The sequence below is a fragment of the Peribacillus frigoritolerans genome (assembly GCF_004358755.1).
Taxonomy (GTDB): domain Bacteria; phylum Bacillota; class Bacilli; order Bacillales; family Bacillaceae; genus Bacillus_P.
Genome location: NZ_SMZY01000002.1, coordinates 433,814 through 452,017 on the forward strand (window position 1 = coordinate 433,814; position 18,204 = coordinate 452,017).

Here is an 18,204-nt window from a genome sequence, read left to right on the forward strand (position 1 = left end):
TTATGAAAGTTTAACGATTGTTTTAGTTTCGTTTGACTCTAAAGCGCCAAGAACAATTTTAAGAGATTTGTAGCCTTCTTCTCCGGAAACAGCAGGCTCCGTGTTGCCGATGATGCTGTCTACGAATTTATCGATGACTTTTGAAGATGTTTGTCCGCCTTCATCGTTTGATTGAATTTTGCCTAATTCATAGTTTACTACTTCACCCGTTGTATATTGAGCAATTAAAGAGAATTCTGGATGATCTTCTAAACGAAGAACGCCTTTTTCACCGTAGATGACTGTTGCATTATCTTCTTTGCTGTAAGACCAGCTTGCTGCAAGAGAACCCATAATGCCGCTTTCTGTTTTTAGCACACATACTGCATTATCATCAACATCTGCGCCTTCTTTAGCAACTGTATCAACGAATGCTGCCACTTCTGTCACTTCTTCGCCGAGGATGTAGCGCATTAAGTCCGCTTTATGAACACCAAGGTCTCCCATTGCACCGATAAAAGCGTCTTCTTTCTTGAAGAACCAGCTTTCGCGTCCGTCTGCACTCCAGCCTTCAGGACCGCCATGGCCAAATGCCGTACGGAAAGAGAATACTTTGCCAATTTCTCCGTTTTTGATCAGTTCTCTAGCTTTTTCATGTGAAGGCACAAAACGCTGGTTGTGGCCGATCATAAGCTTGCGGCTGTTTTCTTTCGCAGCTGCTATCATTGCTTCTGCTTCTTCTTTTGATGTAGCCATTGGCTTTTCGCAAAGAACATGCTTGCCTGCATTAAGCGCATCAATTGAAATTGGCGCATGAAGGGCATTTGGAGTACAAACGCTTACAGCGTCGATCTCTTCAAGGGCAAGAAGCTCTCTGTAGTCTGTGAATGCTTTTGCATTGTATTGTTGTGCTGTAAGGTTTGCACGGTCTTCGTTTATATCGCAGACAGCAACGATTTCAGCAAATTTGTTTCCAGCCCATTCAGGCAAATGTCTGTGCTTTGAAATGCTTCCGCATCCGATAACGCCGATTTTTAAAGTTTTCATGATTATTTCCTCCTGAGGGTTAGGTTATGAAATCGATTCCTAGTTTAATTTCTATTCTTTTCTTTCAAAATAAACAGGTTCGCCTGTTTCTGACGATTTATAAATCGCTTCCAGAATTTCAGTTACGATAAGGGCTTGTTCAGGTTTTACAATTGGATCTTTATCTTCAATGATGGATTCAATCCATAGTCTTGCTTCAATATCTGCTTCGCTTTCAAGCTTGCCGTCAACAACGGATGCACCTGACTCATCCAAGTCCACCATCGTCGTATAAAGCTTGCCGTGCCGCTCACCATTGATGCGCAGGCCATTATCCATATCAGCTCCGCCTTCTGTTCCCATCAGGGTGCATTTGCTTTCCCCGATATTCACGGAATTCAGTGCCCAGCTTGACTCAAGGAAGATGGTTGCTCCGTTTTGCATCGTAATATAGGCAAAAGCGGAATCTTCGACTTTGAATTTCTCAGGATCCCAAGGGCCCCAGAGATTTGCAGCATTTTCTTTTGTTCCAAGTTTATGAAAAGCTGTTCCGACAACCATTTTTGGCTCATAATTATTCATCATCCATAACGTCAGATCAAGAGCATGAGTGCCGATGTCGATTAATGGACCTCCGCCCTGCTTTTCTTTATCCAAAAACACGCCCCACGTCGGTACTGCACGTCTTCTGATGGCATGTGCTTTTGCAAAATAGATATCACCAAGCTCGCCTTCTTCACAAAGCGTTTTTAAATGCAGGCTGTCTGCGCGGTAGCGATTCTGGTAGGCAACCGATAATTTTTTGCCTGTACGCTGTGCCGTCTCAAGCATTTTTCGTGCTTCAGCAGCAGAAGTTGCCATCGGCTTTTCGCACATCACATGCTTCCCTGCCTCCAAAGCTGCAATTGAAATGTCTGAATGTGAATCATTCGGCGTACATACATGTACAACATCCACTCCAGGATTTGCAAGCAATTCTCTAAAGTCTGTGTAATGCTCGGCCATTTCTGATCCATATTGCATTTTTGCTTCAATCGCTCTTTCTTCAACGAGATCAAAGAAAGCCACCATCTGTACATTCTTCAGCCGTGCGAGAGCAGGCATATGCTTCCCGGTCGCAATTCCTCCGCACCCGATAATTCCAACTCGAACAATCGTACTCATTGTCCACCTCCGAGTTAATTCCGATTATAATTTTGAAACGTTTCACATCAATTAAAAATATATGTAGAAATCCCTATATAAATTAAGCGGAATTCAATGTGAAACGTTTCGACAAATTCATTCTAACATGAAAGCGCTTTTAATAAAATAAAAATTTGAAAATATTATTCTTTAAATTTATTTTTCATGTATTCTGAAAAAAACGGCTGTTATTTAAAACTTTTTTTGAAGATCTCAGTCTAATGGATAGAGGCAGCAAAGGATAGAGCGAAATTGAGGTTTTATTAGCGAGAGTGGAAATTTTTTATAGCTATTTTCAGCCGATTTGACCATTCATTTTGCCAGCTTGATTTTCTTTTTAATCGGGGAAACCGCAGAACGCCTACACGATCTGCAGACCAATAAGGAGGAATCCATTTTGACAGACCCCACATTCGCGGAAAAAGCCATCAAAGGTGATGACGGGGCCTTCCTGCTTTTAATGAAGCAGCATAAGGAACAGCTTTACCGGACAGCATTTATGTATTTAAGAAATGAAATGGATGCGCTTGAAGCCGTACAAGAAGTCACCTTCCGTGCATATAAATCGCTTCATAAAGTGAAAGAGCCTTCTTTCTTCACCACCTATCTGATTCGAATCATGCTGAATTATTGTCATGATCAAATGAAGAGACAAAAAAGAATCCAGATTAATCAGGAACTGGCCGCCTCTCGTTTTGGCACTGATTCCTTTGTTCATCTTGAAATTGAAGAGGCCCTGCTGCGGCTGGATGAAAAATACCAAAATGTAATCATGATGAAGTACATTCATGATCTTAAAATCAAGGACATTGCACAGCAGCTGAACTGTCCGGAGAGCACAGTGAAAACCTGGCTTACTAAAGCACTCGCTTTATTGCGGCAGCATCTTGACGAGGGAGGGAATTTTCATGTTTGAAAGAGAAGAAAGCGAGTTAACAAACTTAAAGAAAAAGACAGCTCAAATCAACATTCCCCATGAGAGTCTTGATGATGCAATCATGGCAGGCTTTCAAAAAGCGAAACGGAAAAAAAAGCGGCCTTCGATTAAATGGGCGTCGCTTGCAGCTGCTGTCTTCATTTTCACATTCATTACACTTGTACGGGTCTCACCAGTATTTGCAGAGTATGTTAGTTCTTTTCCCGGAATGGAAAAAATGGTTGAAATCATCCGCTTCAACAAAGGGCTGATGTCTGCAGTCGAAAATAATTTCGCACAGGAAATTGGGGTATCGGATGAACATAGCAGCATTAAAATTACAATTGATTCCGCGATCATGGATCAGAGGAAATTGAAGATTTTTTATACAATTCATAATCAGTCGGAAAAGGCAAAAGTAAAAATAAAAAACATGGAATTGCATTCAGGATCTGCAGATTTAACTCAAAATGCTTTTTTCACTTCAGGGCATATAGACGAGGAATTAGCAAAAAATAAAAGTTCGGATTGGTCAATGGAATATGATTTTTCGGAGCCTATGAATAAAGAAGATTTTCAGCTCAAATTGGAGGTTCATACTAAGAGGCCCCTTTCCCGCCCAGAGGCAGCTGTGTTTCAATTCTCCTTTCACCTGGATCAGGATCTGGTTGATGAAAAAATGAAAGTGATCAATATTGATCAGACCGTTACAGTCCAAAAACAGAAAATCACATTCAAAAAGGCCGAGATCACTCCCCTTTCTGCAGCACTGCAAGTTCAGTTCGATAAGAATAATACAATGGAGCTCTTTGTATTTGAGGACCTCAGGCTTGTCGATGAAAGAGGAGAGCCATGGTCGATTTATCATAATGGACTTGTTGGAAAAGAAATTAGTGCATCAGAAGATATGATTTATCTAGAAAGCAATTATTTTGAACAGCCAAAGGAACTTTACCTCGAATTCAGCAAAATCCATGCAGTCAAAAAATCGGATTTAGTTGTCATCGTTGATCCTGAGACGAATACCGTGCTAAAGAGACCTCAAGATGATGTGTTCAGTAAAATTGAGGTTTTAAAAAATGAAGTTTCATTTGCCTATTATGAGGAGAAAGAAGCCTCAAGCATGTTTATCAATGAGGTAACAGATGCTAATGGCGTCAATATGTCCGGCAGTTCTTCCGACGAAGGTCCATCTTCTGATACAGGCGAAAAGCGATTCGCCATCCAGTTTGACCGCAGCAAAATAACGAAGGGCCCGCTTTCTATGAAATTTGTCGACTATCCTGGCTATATAGAAAAAAAGACAAGAATTCAAATCAAATGAGAAAATGCCCGCTCACAGTCAGCGGGCATTTTTTGTTAGTTCCTGCGCAATTTCGCAAGCAGACGCAAAATCTCAAGATAAAGCCAAACTAATGTGACCAGAAGAGCAAAGCCTGCATACCATTCCATATGCTTCGGAAGACCTGCCTTCGATCCATTTTCAATAAAGTCGAAGTCCAGAACAAGATTCAGTGCTGCCACAATCACGATAGCAACAGAAATCAGTATGCCGACCGGAGAGGCATCGTGCAAAAATGGAACCGTAACTCCGAAGAATCCGAGCACGAATGACAGCAAATACATAATCATGATTCCGCCCGTAGCAGCAATAACCCCTAATCTGAAATTGCGTGTTACTTTGATTAATCTTGAACGGTAGGCCAGGAGCAAAGCAAGGAAAACACTTGCCGTAAGGAGTACAGCCTGCATCACGATTCCCTCGTAGAGCGATGCGTAATAAGCTGAAATTCCTCCAACAAACATCCCTTCAAGCACAGCGTATACAGGCGCCAAAACAGGAGCTGTCTTTGGAACAAAGCTGACAATCAGCGCAACGATGAATCCGCCAATCGCCCCGCCGATCATAATGGCCGTCACATCCTGTCCCTGTGCACTGTAATACCACGCTGCACCTGCAGCAGTCATCAAAATAAACAACAGCAAAAATGATTTATTAATTGCTCCCATAAGCGTCATCGGCTTGCTTGCGTATGATCCTTCCCGTTTTGTAAAAGCTTTTAAAGCTGGATTTGAAGTTCTCAAGCGTTATCTTCCTCTCTTTGGGTTTGATTGTAATACGTACAATCGGCCATAAAGTTTCATGACCAAAATAGGTTGCTAGTTTCAGTATATCTTATTTCTTCGCAGGGTATGAAAATCTTCTTCACTGACACTATAAAGAGAAATGAAGAATGAGTAGCAGAAGAATGAATTTTTTATCATTTCTTTTTAAATTCTCTTTAAATTCTCTTTAAATTCTCTTTATCTATTCTTTATATATAATCTATCTATGCAGGTGCTCATTTTGATCACTTCTTCTGCTCATTTTGTCACTTTTCTTGATCATTTTGATCACCTCTTGTGCTCATTTTGTATGACCTGATCATTTTGTTCTTTATTTGAGGTGTTCATTTTGTATTGACCTGATTATTTTGTTCTTTTACCTGAGGTGCTCATTTTGTATGATCAGTATTTTGTTCTTTATTTGAGGTGCTCAATTTGTATTGACCTGATCATTTTGTTCGTTTTTGAAGCTTCGCCAATTATAAAAAACGCCAATCAGCGGTACTCGGCTTTATTTTCCCCAACAAGCTCAATTGTTTTCCAGGTAGGGTTTTTTAGAGACCGGACACACAATCCAAGTCCACAAAAAAAAGCCTGAAATTCAGGCGCTCATTTTTCTTTTACGATGGAGACAATCGTTCCGCTGCTATCTGAATCCATCCTGAATGTGAGGTCCATTTTCCTCGTCATCATCTGGGCGATCGCAAGGCCGATGCCGGCTCCTTCTTTCCCGCTGTTCTGCTTAACTCCCTGTCCCCTGTCACGAATCAGAATTTCCTGACCATCAGCAGTTTCGCGAACAGCTATGCCGACATATTTGCCTTCCTCTGCATGACGAATGATATTCTGCAGAAGGTTATCAAGGATTCTCTCAAGCCATTCAGGATCTGCAAACCACATAATATGATCCGGCTCAAGATCAATTTCTGCCACAAAATCGTTTTCTTCAAAAACAGGATACCACTCAGCCGCTTTTTTCCGGACAAACCGGCTTAGATTGATTTCTTGCGGATGAAAATGATACTTTCCTGTTGAAAGAAGCGTATAAGAAAATAGATTATCAATCAGGGAGCTGATAAAATCAATTTTTTCATCGATCGCCTGCGCCGCCTGCAAGCCTGCCTCCGTTACAGCATCTTTTTTCAAACTAAATAGATGTGCACGCATCGTGGTCAGCGGCGTTCTCAGATCATGAGAGAGACTTGCCATTAAATCTTTGCGGATTTTCTCTTCTTTCTTCTCTCGTTCTCTGCTTTCCTCGAGTGCTTTAATCATGTGATTAAAGCTTTCTTCAAGCTCCCCGATTTCATCCTTATTTGATAGAGAAACAGGAAGAGGAAGCCCTGAATGATCATTTTTCTGCATAGCTTCTTTCAGACGGAGAAGGCGTTTATGAAGACGTTTAAAAAACAGCCACGACAGGAAAAGGAAAAGAATCATCATCGCAGCGAGCACAGCAAAATAAACGGCATCATAGCCGTCTCCCAGTCTTTGAATCGGCGGCTCAAGCATTAACCGTTCCACTCGTATGACCATGAATCCATTATCTTGATCCTCTCCAATAAAAGCTACCACCGTGAAAGGGTCCGCATCAAAGCTGTTTTTCATAAAGGAAATCGTATAACTTGCCGTCCATATTTGCGGAAGCTCATCCTTATAGGAGAAACGATCTCGGGTTTTCCCTTCTTTATCGACCCAAAAAAGCTCTGAGCCCCGATATTTTTCATGCATAGCTTCCAATTTGGAAGCAATTTCCTGATCATCGGATCCTTCAAGCTTCAGAGCTTCATCATGCCACATCTCAGTGAGTTCATTGTAGCCGTCATAAGGATGCTGCGCTTCTTTTTCAACCTGCATAAAAACCCCTGGTATATAAACAAGCGTGGATGCCATGGCAAAAGAAACGGGAATAAAGAGAACAGCTGCAAGAATGATAGAAAGGTATTTGAACTGCAGCGATTTGCGCCAATTCATCCTCTCACCCTGTATCCGACTCCCCTGACTGTTTCAATGATTTCAGGTTCAGAAGGATTCTTTTCGATTTTTTCACGCAAATACCGGATATGCACCATCAGTGTCTTATCTCCGTCTAAAAACGGCTCACCCCAAACATGCTCATACAGCTGTTCTTTCGTCAGGATTTGATTTAAATGCTGCAGAAAACAGGTGAAAATATGATATTGCTTCCCTGTTAAACTGATTTCTTTCCCGTTCTCACCATTCAGAATGGTTCGGCTTGCCTGATCAATTTCAAGGTGTTTGAGCATCATTTTTCCTGATGTATGCTTTTGATACCTTCTAAGCTGCACCTCAACCCTTTTAACAAGTTCCTTGGGGTGAAACGGCTTTGTCATATAATCGTCTGCGAACTCAAGCCCCTCAAGCTTGTCATCGATCGAAGTTCTTGCAGACAGCATCAGGATCGGCGTATCCGGATTTTTCTTTTTAAATCTTCTTCCTAAAGAAAACCCGTCAAGCCCAGGAAGCATGACATCCAAAATGAGCAGATCAAACCTTTTATCCTCAAGCAGTGACAGCCCCGAAGTTAGCCATTCAACAGAATATCCCTTTTCCAGGAGCTCATTTTTCACCCAGCTGCCAATTTCCAGATCATCTTCTATGTATAAGATCTTCACGTGATTTCATCTCCTCACCATATATGTTACAAAATATGGATGGTTCTGAAAAGAGAGATTGAAAAATAATCATATTTGCAGTTTCTTTTTCTTAACAAAGAGAAAAACCGGTCAAAAACCGGTTTTTTACTATTTTTTCAGTTTTAACACCTGCCCAAGATTAACCATCAGGTTCTCTGTATAGAGAGGACCTTTTTCAAGCGCCTCTTCTAATGGTACAATTCCCGGGACGATGGAAAAAACAGAACCGATTCCCTCGCCATGCACGCTTTCATACCCATCGCCGATTGACCCTGCAATCGCAATAACAGGGATATTCAGCTTTTTGGCAACTCTTGATACACCTACAGGCGTTTTGCCGTGAATGGTTTGCCCGTCGATTCTGCCTTCACCAGTTATGACAAGATCAGCTTCCGACATGTGTTTTTCAAGCTGTACGGTTTCTATAACAATATCGGCTCCGCGCTTTAGATTCGCATTCAAAAAGGCAAGCAGCCCCGCTCCCAGTCCTCCTGCTGCACCGGATCCTTCTCTTTTTTCAACATCCATGCCCGTTTCTTTCAGAATGAGAGAAGCATAATGTGAGAGGTTCTGATCCAGTACAGCAACTGTTTCATCTGTTGCTCCTTTTTGGGGACCGAATATGGCAGACGCACCGTTTGGCCCTGTCAATGGATTATCGACATCACAGGCTACATCAATGGCTACACCTGATAATTCTTTCAGCATTCCTGAAATATCAATTTTTGCAAGCTTTGATAAGGCGCCTCCGCCATACGGCAAGTCTGCCCCCTCTGCATCAAGGAATTTCACTCCTAGTGCCTGAGCCATGCCCATGCCGCCGTCATTCGTGGCACTTCCCCCAATGCCGATAATCAAATGCTTTGCGCCTTTTTGCACGGCATCTTTTATAAGCTCGCCAGTACCTGCAGTTGTCGTCAATAACGGATTCCTTCTTTCGGGCGGCACTAGATGAAGCCCTGAAGCAGCCGCCATTTCAATGACAGCTGTCTTCCGCTCTCCAAGCCAGCCGTATCCAGCTTCAACAGGAATTCCTAGAGGACCTGTCACGGTAAGGGAGGTAAACGTTCCGCCTGTCGCATCCACCAATGCCTGTACTGTCCCTTCTCCGCCATCGGCCATTGGAATTTTCACCGTCTGAACTTCAGGTAAGGACCGTCTTAATCCGCGCTCTATCGCTTCACATACTTCGAGCGCCGTCATGCTTTCTTTAAATGAATCTGGTGCTATCACAATCTTCAACTCTTTCAGCTCCTATCCGAACAGTTTTAATACGCCAAATATTAAGGCAGAGATGACCGCCAGTGTGAATCCGACCAGAGATTCATAGGGAATCAGCTTCATTCTTTCTTTCATTCCCATAAAAACACTTCCTCCTGTTGCGTGAAAGAAGCTCCCGTGGGGAAGATGGTCAAGCACTGTAGCACCCGCATGCACCATAGCTGCTCCCGCAAGACCGGAAATCCCGATTTCCATGATTGTTGGAGCAAATACACTGCTTGCTACTGCTGTGCCCGCTGTTGTCGAAGCAGTAGCCATTGACATGAAAATTCCTGATGCCGGAGCCAGAATAAATGCCGGCAGTCCGGAAGCGTTCAAACCTGCTACAATAACATCCTTAAGACCTGAATTCGCAATAATACCTGCAAGCGTCCCTGTTCCGATAAGCATGATCGCAACACCAGACATTTTCAAAAGCCCTGAAGTGGCAAAATCGGTTAAACGGATAACGTTCTTTGTCGCGATTGCTCCAATCACGCCCCCAAGAGGCAAAGCGATAATCGGATCGACCGCAATATCAAAAATCGGTCTTAATGCAAGCAATAGGATGGCCGCAAGCGGACCGCTGATTGCCGCTGCAAAAGAAGGCAGTTGGCCGTCATCCTGAGACGAAATTTCTTCAGCTTTTACCTGTTCACCTTTTAATACCATTCTTTTAGCCAAAATATATGTGACAATGACACCAAAAACAGCAGGAATGATGCCAGCTGCCATCACGGATGTAAGCGGCACGTCAAATGCATCTGCTGCCGCAATCGTATTTGGATTTGGAGACATGATATTTCCTGCTTTCCCTCCCCCGATCATCGCAAGCAAAATCGCCGGCTTAGAGAGCTTGGCTCTTTGTGCAATTGCTAGAGCGATCGGTGCAACGGTAATTACAGCCACATCTATAAAGACACCAACCATTGTTAAAAGCATCGTTGCTATTACGAGGGCAAGCAGTGAGCGCTTTTCACCTATTTTATTTATGATTGTATCTGCGATCACTGAGGCAGAACCTGACTCAATCAGCACGCCTGCAAGAACGCCTGCAGCTAAAATTCTTAGAACAGCCGGCGTGATATCCTTTGCGCCGGTGATCATTAATTCTACGGTTTCCGTCAGGTTGACTCCCCCAAGAAGGCCGCCTGCCAGCGCGCCAGCCATCATGCCGTATGCTGGAGGAACTTTCTTTAAGATGAGAACGATTGCAACAATCAGTGCACACACTGCACCGAAAGCGCTTACTTGAATATCCATTGGTGATTCCCCCTTTTTGAGTAATTCAATTATTATCATTGTAACCGCTTACTAATAAGGAATCATTGTCACAGATGACAAAAAAAGAAGGCAATAATCGGACTTAATTGTGCAAATGCACAGCTTAAGTCACCATTATTGCCGCATAAAGGGTCATCAAATCCAGCGTCTTCCGGGGATTATAGGATGTTATTTCTTCTATTTTATCAAGCCGGTATCTGAGAGTGTTTCTATGGATAAACAGCTCTTCAGCTGTTTTATTCATGTCTCCGTCAAACTGAATGAATGCTCTTAAGGTATGCAGCAGCTCTCCATTTCGGTCTGAACGCAGAAATTTGTTCATCGTATGATTAAATAGCTCATGTTTCGTTTCGTCTTTCTTATTTCGGAGCAGAACGGGAAGCGCCAAATCTGTATATGTGTAAAAATAACCCTCAGCACAGTGTTTTCTTGCAGCATCCAGGGTTTCTTTTGCACTCTCATAAGAAAGTGATACACCAAAAAATCCTTCGTATTGATAACCAAGGGCACCGTAAATACCAAAATCCATTCTTAACAGCATTTCATTCATTTTATCCGGAATAACAGATGACTGAACAGCTTTGCTTTCTACCAGCCAGACAATCTCTGCAGCAGAAGTTGTTACGATTAAATCATTTTTTCCGGCTTTAAGCTCCAATTCTCTCATAAAGAGCTGCCTCTTCTTTAGGGGAATTTCTTCAGGAAGGCGAAAAAGAGCAGCCTGTCTTTTGGCGGAAATGTTCAGATTCAGGCGTACTGCCCGTTCTTTAAACTCAGCTGTCTGCTGATCACCGCCTTTTAGGAGCTGAATGAGCGTTTCTTGCTTTAATGCTTCATTCCACCGCATTTGATCAGATAAATAAGCTTGTTCTATTGTAAGCTCAGCCGCCATTTTGACAAGCTCTCCAAACGGAGCGACAACTGATGGATCACCTGTGATGCCGATCACGCCGATTAACTCCTGATGAAAAAAAATCGGCAAATTGACTCCCTGCTTCGTTCGCGGATAATTTCTGCTGTCCTGCTCTGTAAAAACAACTTTTTCACCTGTCTGCAAAACCTTCAGTGCTCCGTGATGTTCATCCCCAAGCCGTGCATGATCACCGGAGCCGATTAAGATTCCATCCTTGTCCATGACATTGACATTGTAAGGAATAATGGACATCGTTCTTGCTACAATCTCTTTTGCGAGTTTTTCATTCATTCCAGTTTCACCTGCTGATCGTTTTCTTAAATTCTATCATTCAAAGAACAAATGGCAATTATTCAATTTTTCCAAAAAGATGAAACTTTCCGCCTATTAAGTCGTATAAGTAAGTGGGACCCAAAGAAAGGAGATTTTTCCAAAAAAGAAAGAGAGAGGGTGATAACTTGTTTGGTTACCCGATTGAAACCATTTATTTAATCGGACTGATTATTGCCGGAAGCTTGACCTTGCTGTTTGTCTTTTTTGGAGACGCCATAGAAGGCATCACCGAAGGTATTCCGTTTTTAAGTCCGACGCTTGTCCTCGCATTTATGACATTCTTTTTTGCATGCGGATACATTCTTGAGATGACCGCCCTGTTTTCAATGTTTCTTACTGTACTCATTTCCATCATCAGTTCAGCAATTCTAGTTACTCTGCTTCACATCTTTGTATTCGTTCCGCTTTCTTCAGCAGAGGAATCCCTTTCTTATCATGAATCAGAGCTTAAAGGCCGTGTCGGCCATGTGATTATATCCATCCCGGTTGACGGATTCGGTGAAGTGCTGCTCTCTAGCAGTGTCGGCTCGATCTCTAAAACAGCCGCAAGCTTTGATAATACCCCGATCCCAAGCGGAACAAAGATTTTAGTCATTGAAAGCAAAAACAGCATCGCATTCGTCACATCGTACCAGCCATTTGAAGACACACTTTAGGGGGACACATTATGACCATGCCAATTATCATTGTTTTATGTATTGTCTTTTTCATTCTTATTGCTTTAATCGCCGTATTTGTCACGAAATACCGGACAGCAGGGCCAGATGAGGCACTTATTGTAACGGGAAGCTATCTTGGCGCCAAAAACGTCCATACAGATGAAAACAGCAACAAGATCAAAATTGTCCGCGGCGGCGGAACGTTCGTGCTGCCTGTCTTTCAGCAAGCAGAACCGCTCAGCCTGCTTTCAAGCAAACTTGATGTATCGACGCCTGAAGTCTACACCGAGCAGGGAGTTCCTGTCATGGCAGATGGAACGGCGATCATTAAAATCGGCGGTTCCATCGGAGAGATTGCTACAGCTGCTGAACAATTTCTCGGGAAATCAAAAACAGACCGCGAGCAGGAAGCGCGTGAGGTTCTAGAAGGCCACCTCCGCTCGATTCTCGGCTCAATGACCGTTGAGGAAATCTATAAAAACCGTGAAAAGTTCTCTCAGGAAGTACAGCGCGTGGCCTCTCAGGATCTGGCGAAAATGGGGCTTGTCATTGTATCCTTCACCATTAAAGATGTCCGTGATAAGAATGGTTATCTAGACTCTTTAGGAAAACCTAGAATTGCGCAGGTCAAGCGCGATGCTGACATTGCAACAGCTGAAGCTGAAAAAGAAACCCGCATTAAACGGGCACAAGCATCAAAAGAAGCGAAGAAATCAGAGCTTGAGCGTGCAACGGAAATTGCTGAGGCGGAGAAGCTGAATCAGCTGAAAATGGCTGAGTACCGAAGAGATCAGGATACGGCAAAAGCAAACGCCGATCAGGCTTATGACCTTGAAACAGCTAAAGCAAGGCAGCATGTTACCGAACAGGAAATGCAGGTTAAAATCATCGAGCGTCAAAAACAAATTGAACTTGAAGAAAGAGAAATTCGGCGCCGCGAACTTCAGTATGATTCTGAAGTGAAGAAAAAAGCAGATGCAGACCGCTACTCCGTTGAACAGGCCGCAGCTGCTGAAAAAGCAAAACAGCTTGCAGATGCCGATGCAAATCAATATCGAATTGAAGCACTGGCGCGGGCGGAAGCTGAACGAATCCGCATGGACGGATTAGCAAAAGCCGAAGCACAGCGCGCACAAGGGGAAACAGAAGCGGAAGTCATCCGCCTGAAAGGGATAGCTGAGGCTGTTGCCAAAGAAAAAATTGCCGAAGCATTCGAACAATACGGCCAGGCTGCGATTTTGGATATGATCGTGAAAATGCTGCCTGAATACGCAAAGCAAGTTGCAGCTCCGCTTTCCAACATTGATAAAATTACAGTCGTCGATACCGGCGGCAGCGGGGAAAACAGCGGCGCCAATAAAGTCACCAGCTATGCGACTAACCTGATGAGCTCCCTTCAGGAGAGTCTGAAGGCATCCTCAGGCATTGACATAAAAGAGCTGATTGAAAATTATTCCGGCAAAGGCAATATTAAGCAAAGCATCGATCAGCTTTCATTAAATCAAAAGAAAGCGACAGATCCAAAAGAATAGACCTTCAAGACGCTTGGAAACCATCCAAGCGTTTTTACTTTGCAGGGAAAATGATTTAATCAAATGGGAATGTCTATAAACATCATGTCTGCATCGTTTTTAGACAAAAAAAGATGGCATGCTGTTTTCAGCATGCGCAAGCAGGAAGAGGTGTCTTACAAATATGAGGATTATGAGATAAGCATCTTCCTCATAAGACATACTATTCATCCTTCTATTTGTTCGCATGTGTGTTTGTCCAAGACGCGTAAATTTTGTCGAAAATCAGCAAACTCCCTAATGCATAATATGTAAAAAAGGAGCCCCTGATTTTCATCAGAAGCTCCCGGCTATGATTAGTATCCGCCGTTGCCGCCGTAGAATGAAGCTCCTACGATGATTAATAGAATAAATAATACGACCACTAGCGCGAAGCCATTGTTGTTTCTTCCATCAGACATTTCTCTTCCTCCATTTCACCTCTTAGTCACTTTCCTTATCACAATATGTAAAATGATAGTTTATTGATATAGGACAAGAGTGGAGTTTACTAAAAAACCCTCAAATGCCCTAAGTACATTTGAGGATTCATGCGATTAATCTTCGTCTTCCCATTCTGTTTTCAGAACATTTCCGGTTTCTGCTGAAATTTCGACTTCTGCATCTTTGCCGTTTTCACCCTGAATCTCAAAGCTGTAGACTGCTTTTCCGTCTTCATTCTCAAGCTCAGCTTCTTCAACCGTTCCTTTTGCCTCTTTTAATGCGATTTTCCCTGCTTCCTCCAAACTGATTTTTATCTGTTTAGAATCTACATTTGAATCATCGCTGTCATCATCCTGATTATCGTCCTGTTTCTTTTTCGTGATTTCGCCTGAGTCCGCATTTACGTGAAAATCATAGTCTTTTCCGCCTGACTTCACTTCAATGTCATATAACCAGACACCTGATTCGCGCTCTAGCTCCATTTCTGAAATGCTGCCTTTTTGTTCGTTCAGGACGATTTCTTTCGCCTTCTCGTAGCTGATTTTCAGATCTTGCTCTGCTGCCTTTTTCTCTGCCTGGGCACGGTCATTCGGTCCGATAAATTGTGATCCTGCCCCAATTCCGCCAATGACAAGTGCTCCTGTTAATAATGCTGTTGTTAATTTCATGTTTTAATCCTCCTTGTTTTTCTCTTGCACCCTTATCTTAGACCTCTAAAATGATAATAGAGAGATAGAAACATTAGAAAACGATGAGAAAATCATGAAAAGCATATCATTTGGGCCTATCTATCCTCTCACAATAAAAAAACACCTTCTGATACAATCAAAAGATGTTTTCAGTCTTCTTCATTTTCAATGGCTACAGATAAAATTATACCTGTAAACGCGTCAATTTGGATGGTTGCTTCCTGCTGTCCTGATTCAATTTCGACTTCATAAAAAACACTGCCATCCTCTTCTTCTAAATCAATATCTTCTATTTTCCCTTTCACTTCAGCCAACGCGATTTTTTTCGCTTGTTCTTCTGTCAATTTGACAGGCTGTTTGGTTTTTTCAATGCTGCTTTTATCCTCTGACGTAATCTCACCGCTGTCAGCATTCATTTCTACTTTAATTTCTTCTGTTTTTGTCAGCAATGTGATGCTGTAGGTTTTTCCCTGTAAAGTCATAGTCTGAACGTTCCCGCTGTAGGTTTCCTCTGCAAGCTTTTTCGCTTCTGCTTGTGACAGTGCCGGTTCTTTCTCACTTTCAAGATCTGCTTTCTTTACCTGCTTCAGGTTCTGAATGCTGCCAGTTGCGGCTTCTACTTCGAGCGTATATAGTCCCTTCTTTTCTTCAAGCTCCACCTGATAGACTTCTCTTCCATCTAATTTAGTTAACACCATTTCTTTAATTGTTCCCGTATAGTGCGCTTCTACTAGATTTCGGGCTTCTGCTTCTGTTACCTTCACATCACCCTTCTTGGCAGAAGCAATACTGAAGATTCCTATGACGCCAATGATTACAATCACACTGATGATGGTCCATTTTCTGTTCATGATTCCCTCCTATTATGCATCCCATGAAATCATCTTACCTCTTCAAGATTAAAACTTCATGAGAAATGAGAAAAGCCGAATCGCCTTTTTAGCGCAGGCATGACAGATAAGGATTCGGCAGAAAAGGCGCTTTTTGCCAATACTTTCGGAGCCGTTCTGGCCAAGGAGCCTGAGCGATTCCGCTCGCCATCGAAGCGCAGAATTTTATCCTTCCTTATCTATCAAAAAAAGATGAACAGCAGTCCCCTTTCCCTCTGTGCTTTCGATTGAAATCTCTCCTCCATGGGCCTGAACAATTTTTCTGGCAATGGAAAGACCAAGTCCTGTCCCTCCTGTTGCTCTGTTTCGCGCTTTATCCACTCTGAAAAAACGGTCGAATACATACTGAAGATCCTCAGCCGGAATGCCAATGCCCTGATCGGCAATTGAAAGATGCACCCTCCCATTCTCCCGTTCAGCCGTACATGTGATGCTCTTTGAACTGTACTTCATTGCATTATCGAACAAAATAAACAGCAGCTGTTTCATTTTCAGCTCGTCTGCAAAGATGAACAGCTCCTTTTGATTAAAATGAAAGTCAATATGACGGTTGTAGACCTGTTCAATTGTTCGTCCTGACTGGTGACAAAGCGACAAAAGATCTATTTTTTCCGAGTTTAACTGCATACGTGCATCATTTTCGGCGAGCTGAAGAAGCTGCCCAGTCATTTCTTTCATTCTTACTGCTTCAGAGTAAATGGCTTCTACAGATTCTTCCAAGACCTCAGGTTTTGTTGTCCCCCATCGTTTCAACAAGCTTGCATAGCTTTCAATAATCGTTAAAGGCGTTTTCAATTCATGTGACGCATCGGAAATGAACTGCTGCTGTTTTTCAAAATTTGTCTGAAGCAGATCGATCATATTGTTGAACGTATTTGTCATCTGATGCAGCTCATCCTTAGAATGGCCGCTGACTTCGATTTTTTTAAAGGTTTCTTTTTTCTCAATTTCCTCCATCGTTCGTATTAAAGAGTTGATTGGCTTTAGAATCATCCTGCTCAGCGTTCTTCCTGCAAAGAAGGAAGGCAGCAATACCAGAAGCGAAGCGATGGCCAGGACGATTTTCAATACATTCAAATTTTCATTCACATTCTCAAGGCTTTCGGTTACCTCTAACTGAACGACTTCCCCAGTGCTCCAAATCACCGGAACAGCAGCCTTCGCAAAAGAAAGTCCTTCAGCCTTGACGACTTCGCTGCTTTCAGAGGAGCGAAATTCCGGCGACAGGATGTTTTGATAATCTGCATTTTTTGAAACAGCTAAAATCTGTTTTGATTGTTCGTTTATAATTCGGATCATCCCGTCTGCAGGCAAATAAGCTCTTAAAAGGTCTGATGAGTTCACCGGCTGGTTTTCATCCTGCCTTATGGCTCCTGCAACGGCTTCAGCCTGCAGCTTTACCCGGTCAAGCTCGCTGTTTTGAGTCATCGTTAAAAATAAAAAATAGATGGCAGCATTAATCGCAAGAACGATAATCAGCATCCAGACGGTTGAGAACAGCTGAATTTTATGGCTGATTTTCATGATGAGGGCTCCTTGATTGAGTATCCGACACCTCTGGCTGTGTGAATCAGGGCAAAATCAAACTCACTGTCTACTTTTTTCCGCAAATAACGGATATACACATCAACGACATTTGTATCTCCGTAATAGTCATATCCCCACACTCCATTTAGGATCTGCTCCCGGTTCAGCACCTGATTTTTATGGTTAAGTAAAAAGACAAGCAAATCAAATTCCCGAGGCGTCAGCTCAATTTCTGACGCTCCCCGCCTGACGTCTCTTGTTTTTTCATTCACAGTAAGATCCGCAGCCTGCAAGATTCCTTCTTCCTCAGCTGAACGGACTGGTTTGCCCGTCCGCAGGCAAACCCTGATTCTCGCAAGCAGTTCTTCTATTTGAAAGGGTTTTGTTATGTAATCATTTGCTCCCTGATCAAGACCGCTCACTTTATCAGGAATGGAATCGCGTGCTGTCAAAAGAATAACAGGAGTTTCCTGATCATTTGCACGAAGCCTTCTAAGCACCTCAATGCCTGTCAAACCAGGGAGCATCACATCAAGGAGGATTAAATTCCAGGAAGATGAACGAATTTGTTCAAGGGCATCCAGACCATCGTGAACGCAGCGGACCGAATACCCTTCAAACTCAAGCTCCAGCTTCAGCACTCTGGCAATCTTCACTTCATCTTCTACAATCAAGATTTTTGCTTTCTCCATAACTGCCTCCCAGACCATTTTTTCTTGCAGTATATCATGATTCTATCCTTCCTGTTGGCATTGATTCATAAACTGGGGTACTATGAAAAGACAA

At 42.7% G+C, this 18,204-nt stretch carries 17 protein-coding genes; 4 read left to right on the forward strand and 13 right to left on the reverse strand.

The features are described from left to right. Window positions 1–1,026: a Gfo/Idh/MocA family protein gene (locus E2R53_RS09640; protein WP_133311555.1), complete on the reverse strand. Its 1,026-nt coding sequence runs from the start codon at window positions 1,024–1,026 to the stop codon at window positions 1–3. A gap of 51 nt (window positions 1,027–1,077) precedes the next feature. Next, entirely contained in the window at window positions 1,078–2,169 is a 1,092-nt protein-coding gene (locus tag E2R53_RS09645) for a Gfo/Idh/MocA family protein (protein WP_133311556.1), read from the reverse strand. Window positions 2,170–2,587: 418 nt separating this feature from the next. Here E2R53_RS09645 and E2R53_RS09650 point away from each other — a divergent pair, with 418 nt between their 5' ends. Both E2R53_RS09650 and E2R53_RS09655 read left to right on the forward strand, forming a co-directional pair. Then, window positions 2,588–3,106 carry a sigma-70 family RNA polymerase sigma factor gene (locus tag E2R53_RS09650; RefSeq protein WP_286166133.1) on the forward strand — a complete coding sequence of 173 codons (519 nt, stop codon included), beginning with the start codon at window positions 2,588–2,590 and terminating at the stop codon, window positions 3,104–3,106. Continuing rightward, on the forward strand, window positions 3,099–4,430 hold the full coding sequence (locus E2R53_RS09655) for a DUF4179 domain-containing protein (protein ID WP_133311557.1): 1,332 nt from the start codon (window positions 3,099–3,101) through the stop codon (window positions 4,428–4,430). Before E2R53_RS09650 ends, E2R53_RS09655 begins: the two co-directional genes overlap by 8 nt. Before the next feature lie 35 nt (window positions 4,431–4,465). Here E2R53_RS09655 and E2R53_RS09660 read toward each other — a convergent pair whose 3' ends face one another. From E2R53_RS09660 to E2R53_RS09685, 6 genes are all read right to left on the reverse strand, one after another. Further along, window positions 4,466–5,191 carry a Bax inhibitor-1/YccA family protein gene (locus E2R53_RS09660; RefSeq protein ID WP_133311558.1) on the reverse strand — a complete coding sequence of 242 codons (726 nt, stop codon included), beginning with the start codon at window positions 5,189–5,191 and terminating at the stop codon, window positions 4,466–4,468. 630 nt (window positions 5,192–5,821) lie between these two features. After that, entirely contained in the window at window positions 5,822–7,186 is a 1,365-nt protein-coding gene (locus E2R53_RS09665; protein WP_133311559.1) for a HAMP domain-containing sensor histidine kinase, read from the reverse strand. Continuing rightward, on the reverse strand, window positions 7,183–7,848 hold the full coding sequence (locus tag E2R53_RS09670; RefSeq protein WP_133311560.1) for a response regulator transcription factor: 666 nt from the start codon (window positions 7,846–7,848) through the stop codon (window positions 7,183–7,185). The genes E2R53_RS09665 and E2R53_RS09670 overlap by 4 nt, the downstream gene beginning before the upstream one ends. Window positions 7,849–7,977: 129 nt before the next feature. After that, window positions 7,978–9,111 (reverse strand): glycerate kinase, encoded by a 1,134-nt coding sequence (locus tag E2R53_RS09675; RefSeq protein WP_133311561.1) that lies wholly within the window; start codon window positions 9,109–9,111, stop codon window positions 7,978–7,980. 12 nt (window positions 9,112–9,123) lie between these two features. Next, window positions 9,124–10,392, reverse strand: a complete 1,269-nt coding sequence (locus tag E2R53_RS09680) for a GntP family permease (RefSeq protein ID WP_133311562.1) — start codon at window positions 10,390–10,392, stop codon at window positions 9,124–9,126. Between the two features lie 124 nt (window positions 10,393–10,516). Next, on the reverse strand, window positions 10,517–11,617 hold the full coding sequence (locus tag E2R53_RS09685; RefSeq protein ID WP_133311563.1) for a CdaR family transcriptional regulator: 1,101 nt from the start codon (window positions 11,615–11,617) through the stop codon (window positions 10,517–10,519). A 167-nt stretch (window positions 11,618–11,784) separates the two neighbouring features. Here E2R53_RS09685 and E2R53_RS09690 point away from each other — a divergent pair, with 167 nt between their 5' ends. After that, a complete protein-coding gene (locus E2R53_RS09690; RefSeq protein ID WP_133311564.1) occupies window positions 11,785–12,315 on the forward strand; it encodes a hypothetical protein in 531 nt (176 codons plus the stop codon). Window positions 12,316–12,326: 11 nt separating this feature from the next. Beyond that, entirely contained in the window at window positions 12,327–13,850 is a 1,524-nt protein-coding gene (locus tag E2R53_RS09695) for a flotillin family protein (RefSeq protein WP_133311565.1), read from the forward strand. A 335-nt stretch (window positions 13,851–14,185) separates the two neighbouring features. Here E2R53_RS09695 and E2R53_RS09700 read toward each other — a convergent pair whose 3' ends face one another. From E2R53_RS09700 to E2R53_RS09720, 5 genes are all read right to left on the reverse strand, one after another. Further along, window positions 14,186–14,290, reverse strand: a complete 105-nt coding sequence (locus tag E2R53_RS09700) for a YjcZ family sporulation protein (RefSeq protein WP_133311566.1) — start codon at window positions 14,288–14,290, stop codon at window positions 14,186–14,188. Window positions 14,291–14,425: 135 nt separating this feature from the next. Beyond that, window positions 14,426–14,980, reverse strand: a complete 555-nt coding sequence (locus E2R53_RS09705; RefSeq protein WP_133311567.1) for a PepSY domain-containing protein — start codon at window positions 14,978–14,980, stop codon at window positions 14,426–14,428. 170 nt (window positions 14,981–15,150) lie between these two features. Beyond that, window positions 15,151–15,852, reverse strand: coding sequence for a PepSY domain-containing protein (locus E2R53_RS09710; RefSeq protein WP_133311568.1), 702 nt, complete (start codon window positions 15,850–15,852; stop codon window positions 15,151–15,153). Window positions 15,853–16,056: 204 nt separating this feature from the next. After that, entirely contained in the window at window positions 16,057–17,415 is a 1,359-nt protein-coding gene (locus E2R53_RS09715) for a sensor histidine kinase (protein WP_133311569.1), read from the reverse strand. Next, window positions 17,412–18,110: a response regulator transcription factor gene (locus E2R53_RS09720; protein ID WP_133311570.1), complete on the reverse strand. Its 699-nt coding sequence runs from the start codon at window positions 18,108–18,110 to the stop codon at window positions 17,412–17,414. Before E2R53_RS09720 ends, E2R53_RS09715 begins: the two co-directional genes overlap by 4 nt. Between the last annotated feature and the right edge of the window lie 94 nt (window positions 18,111–18,204).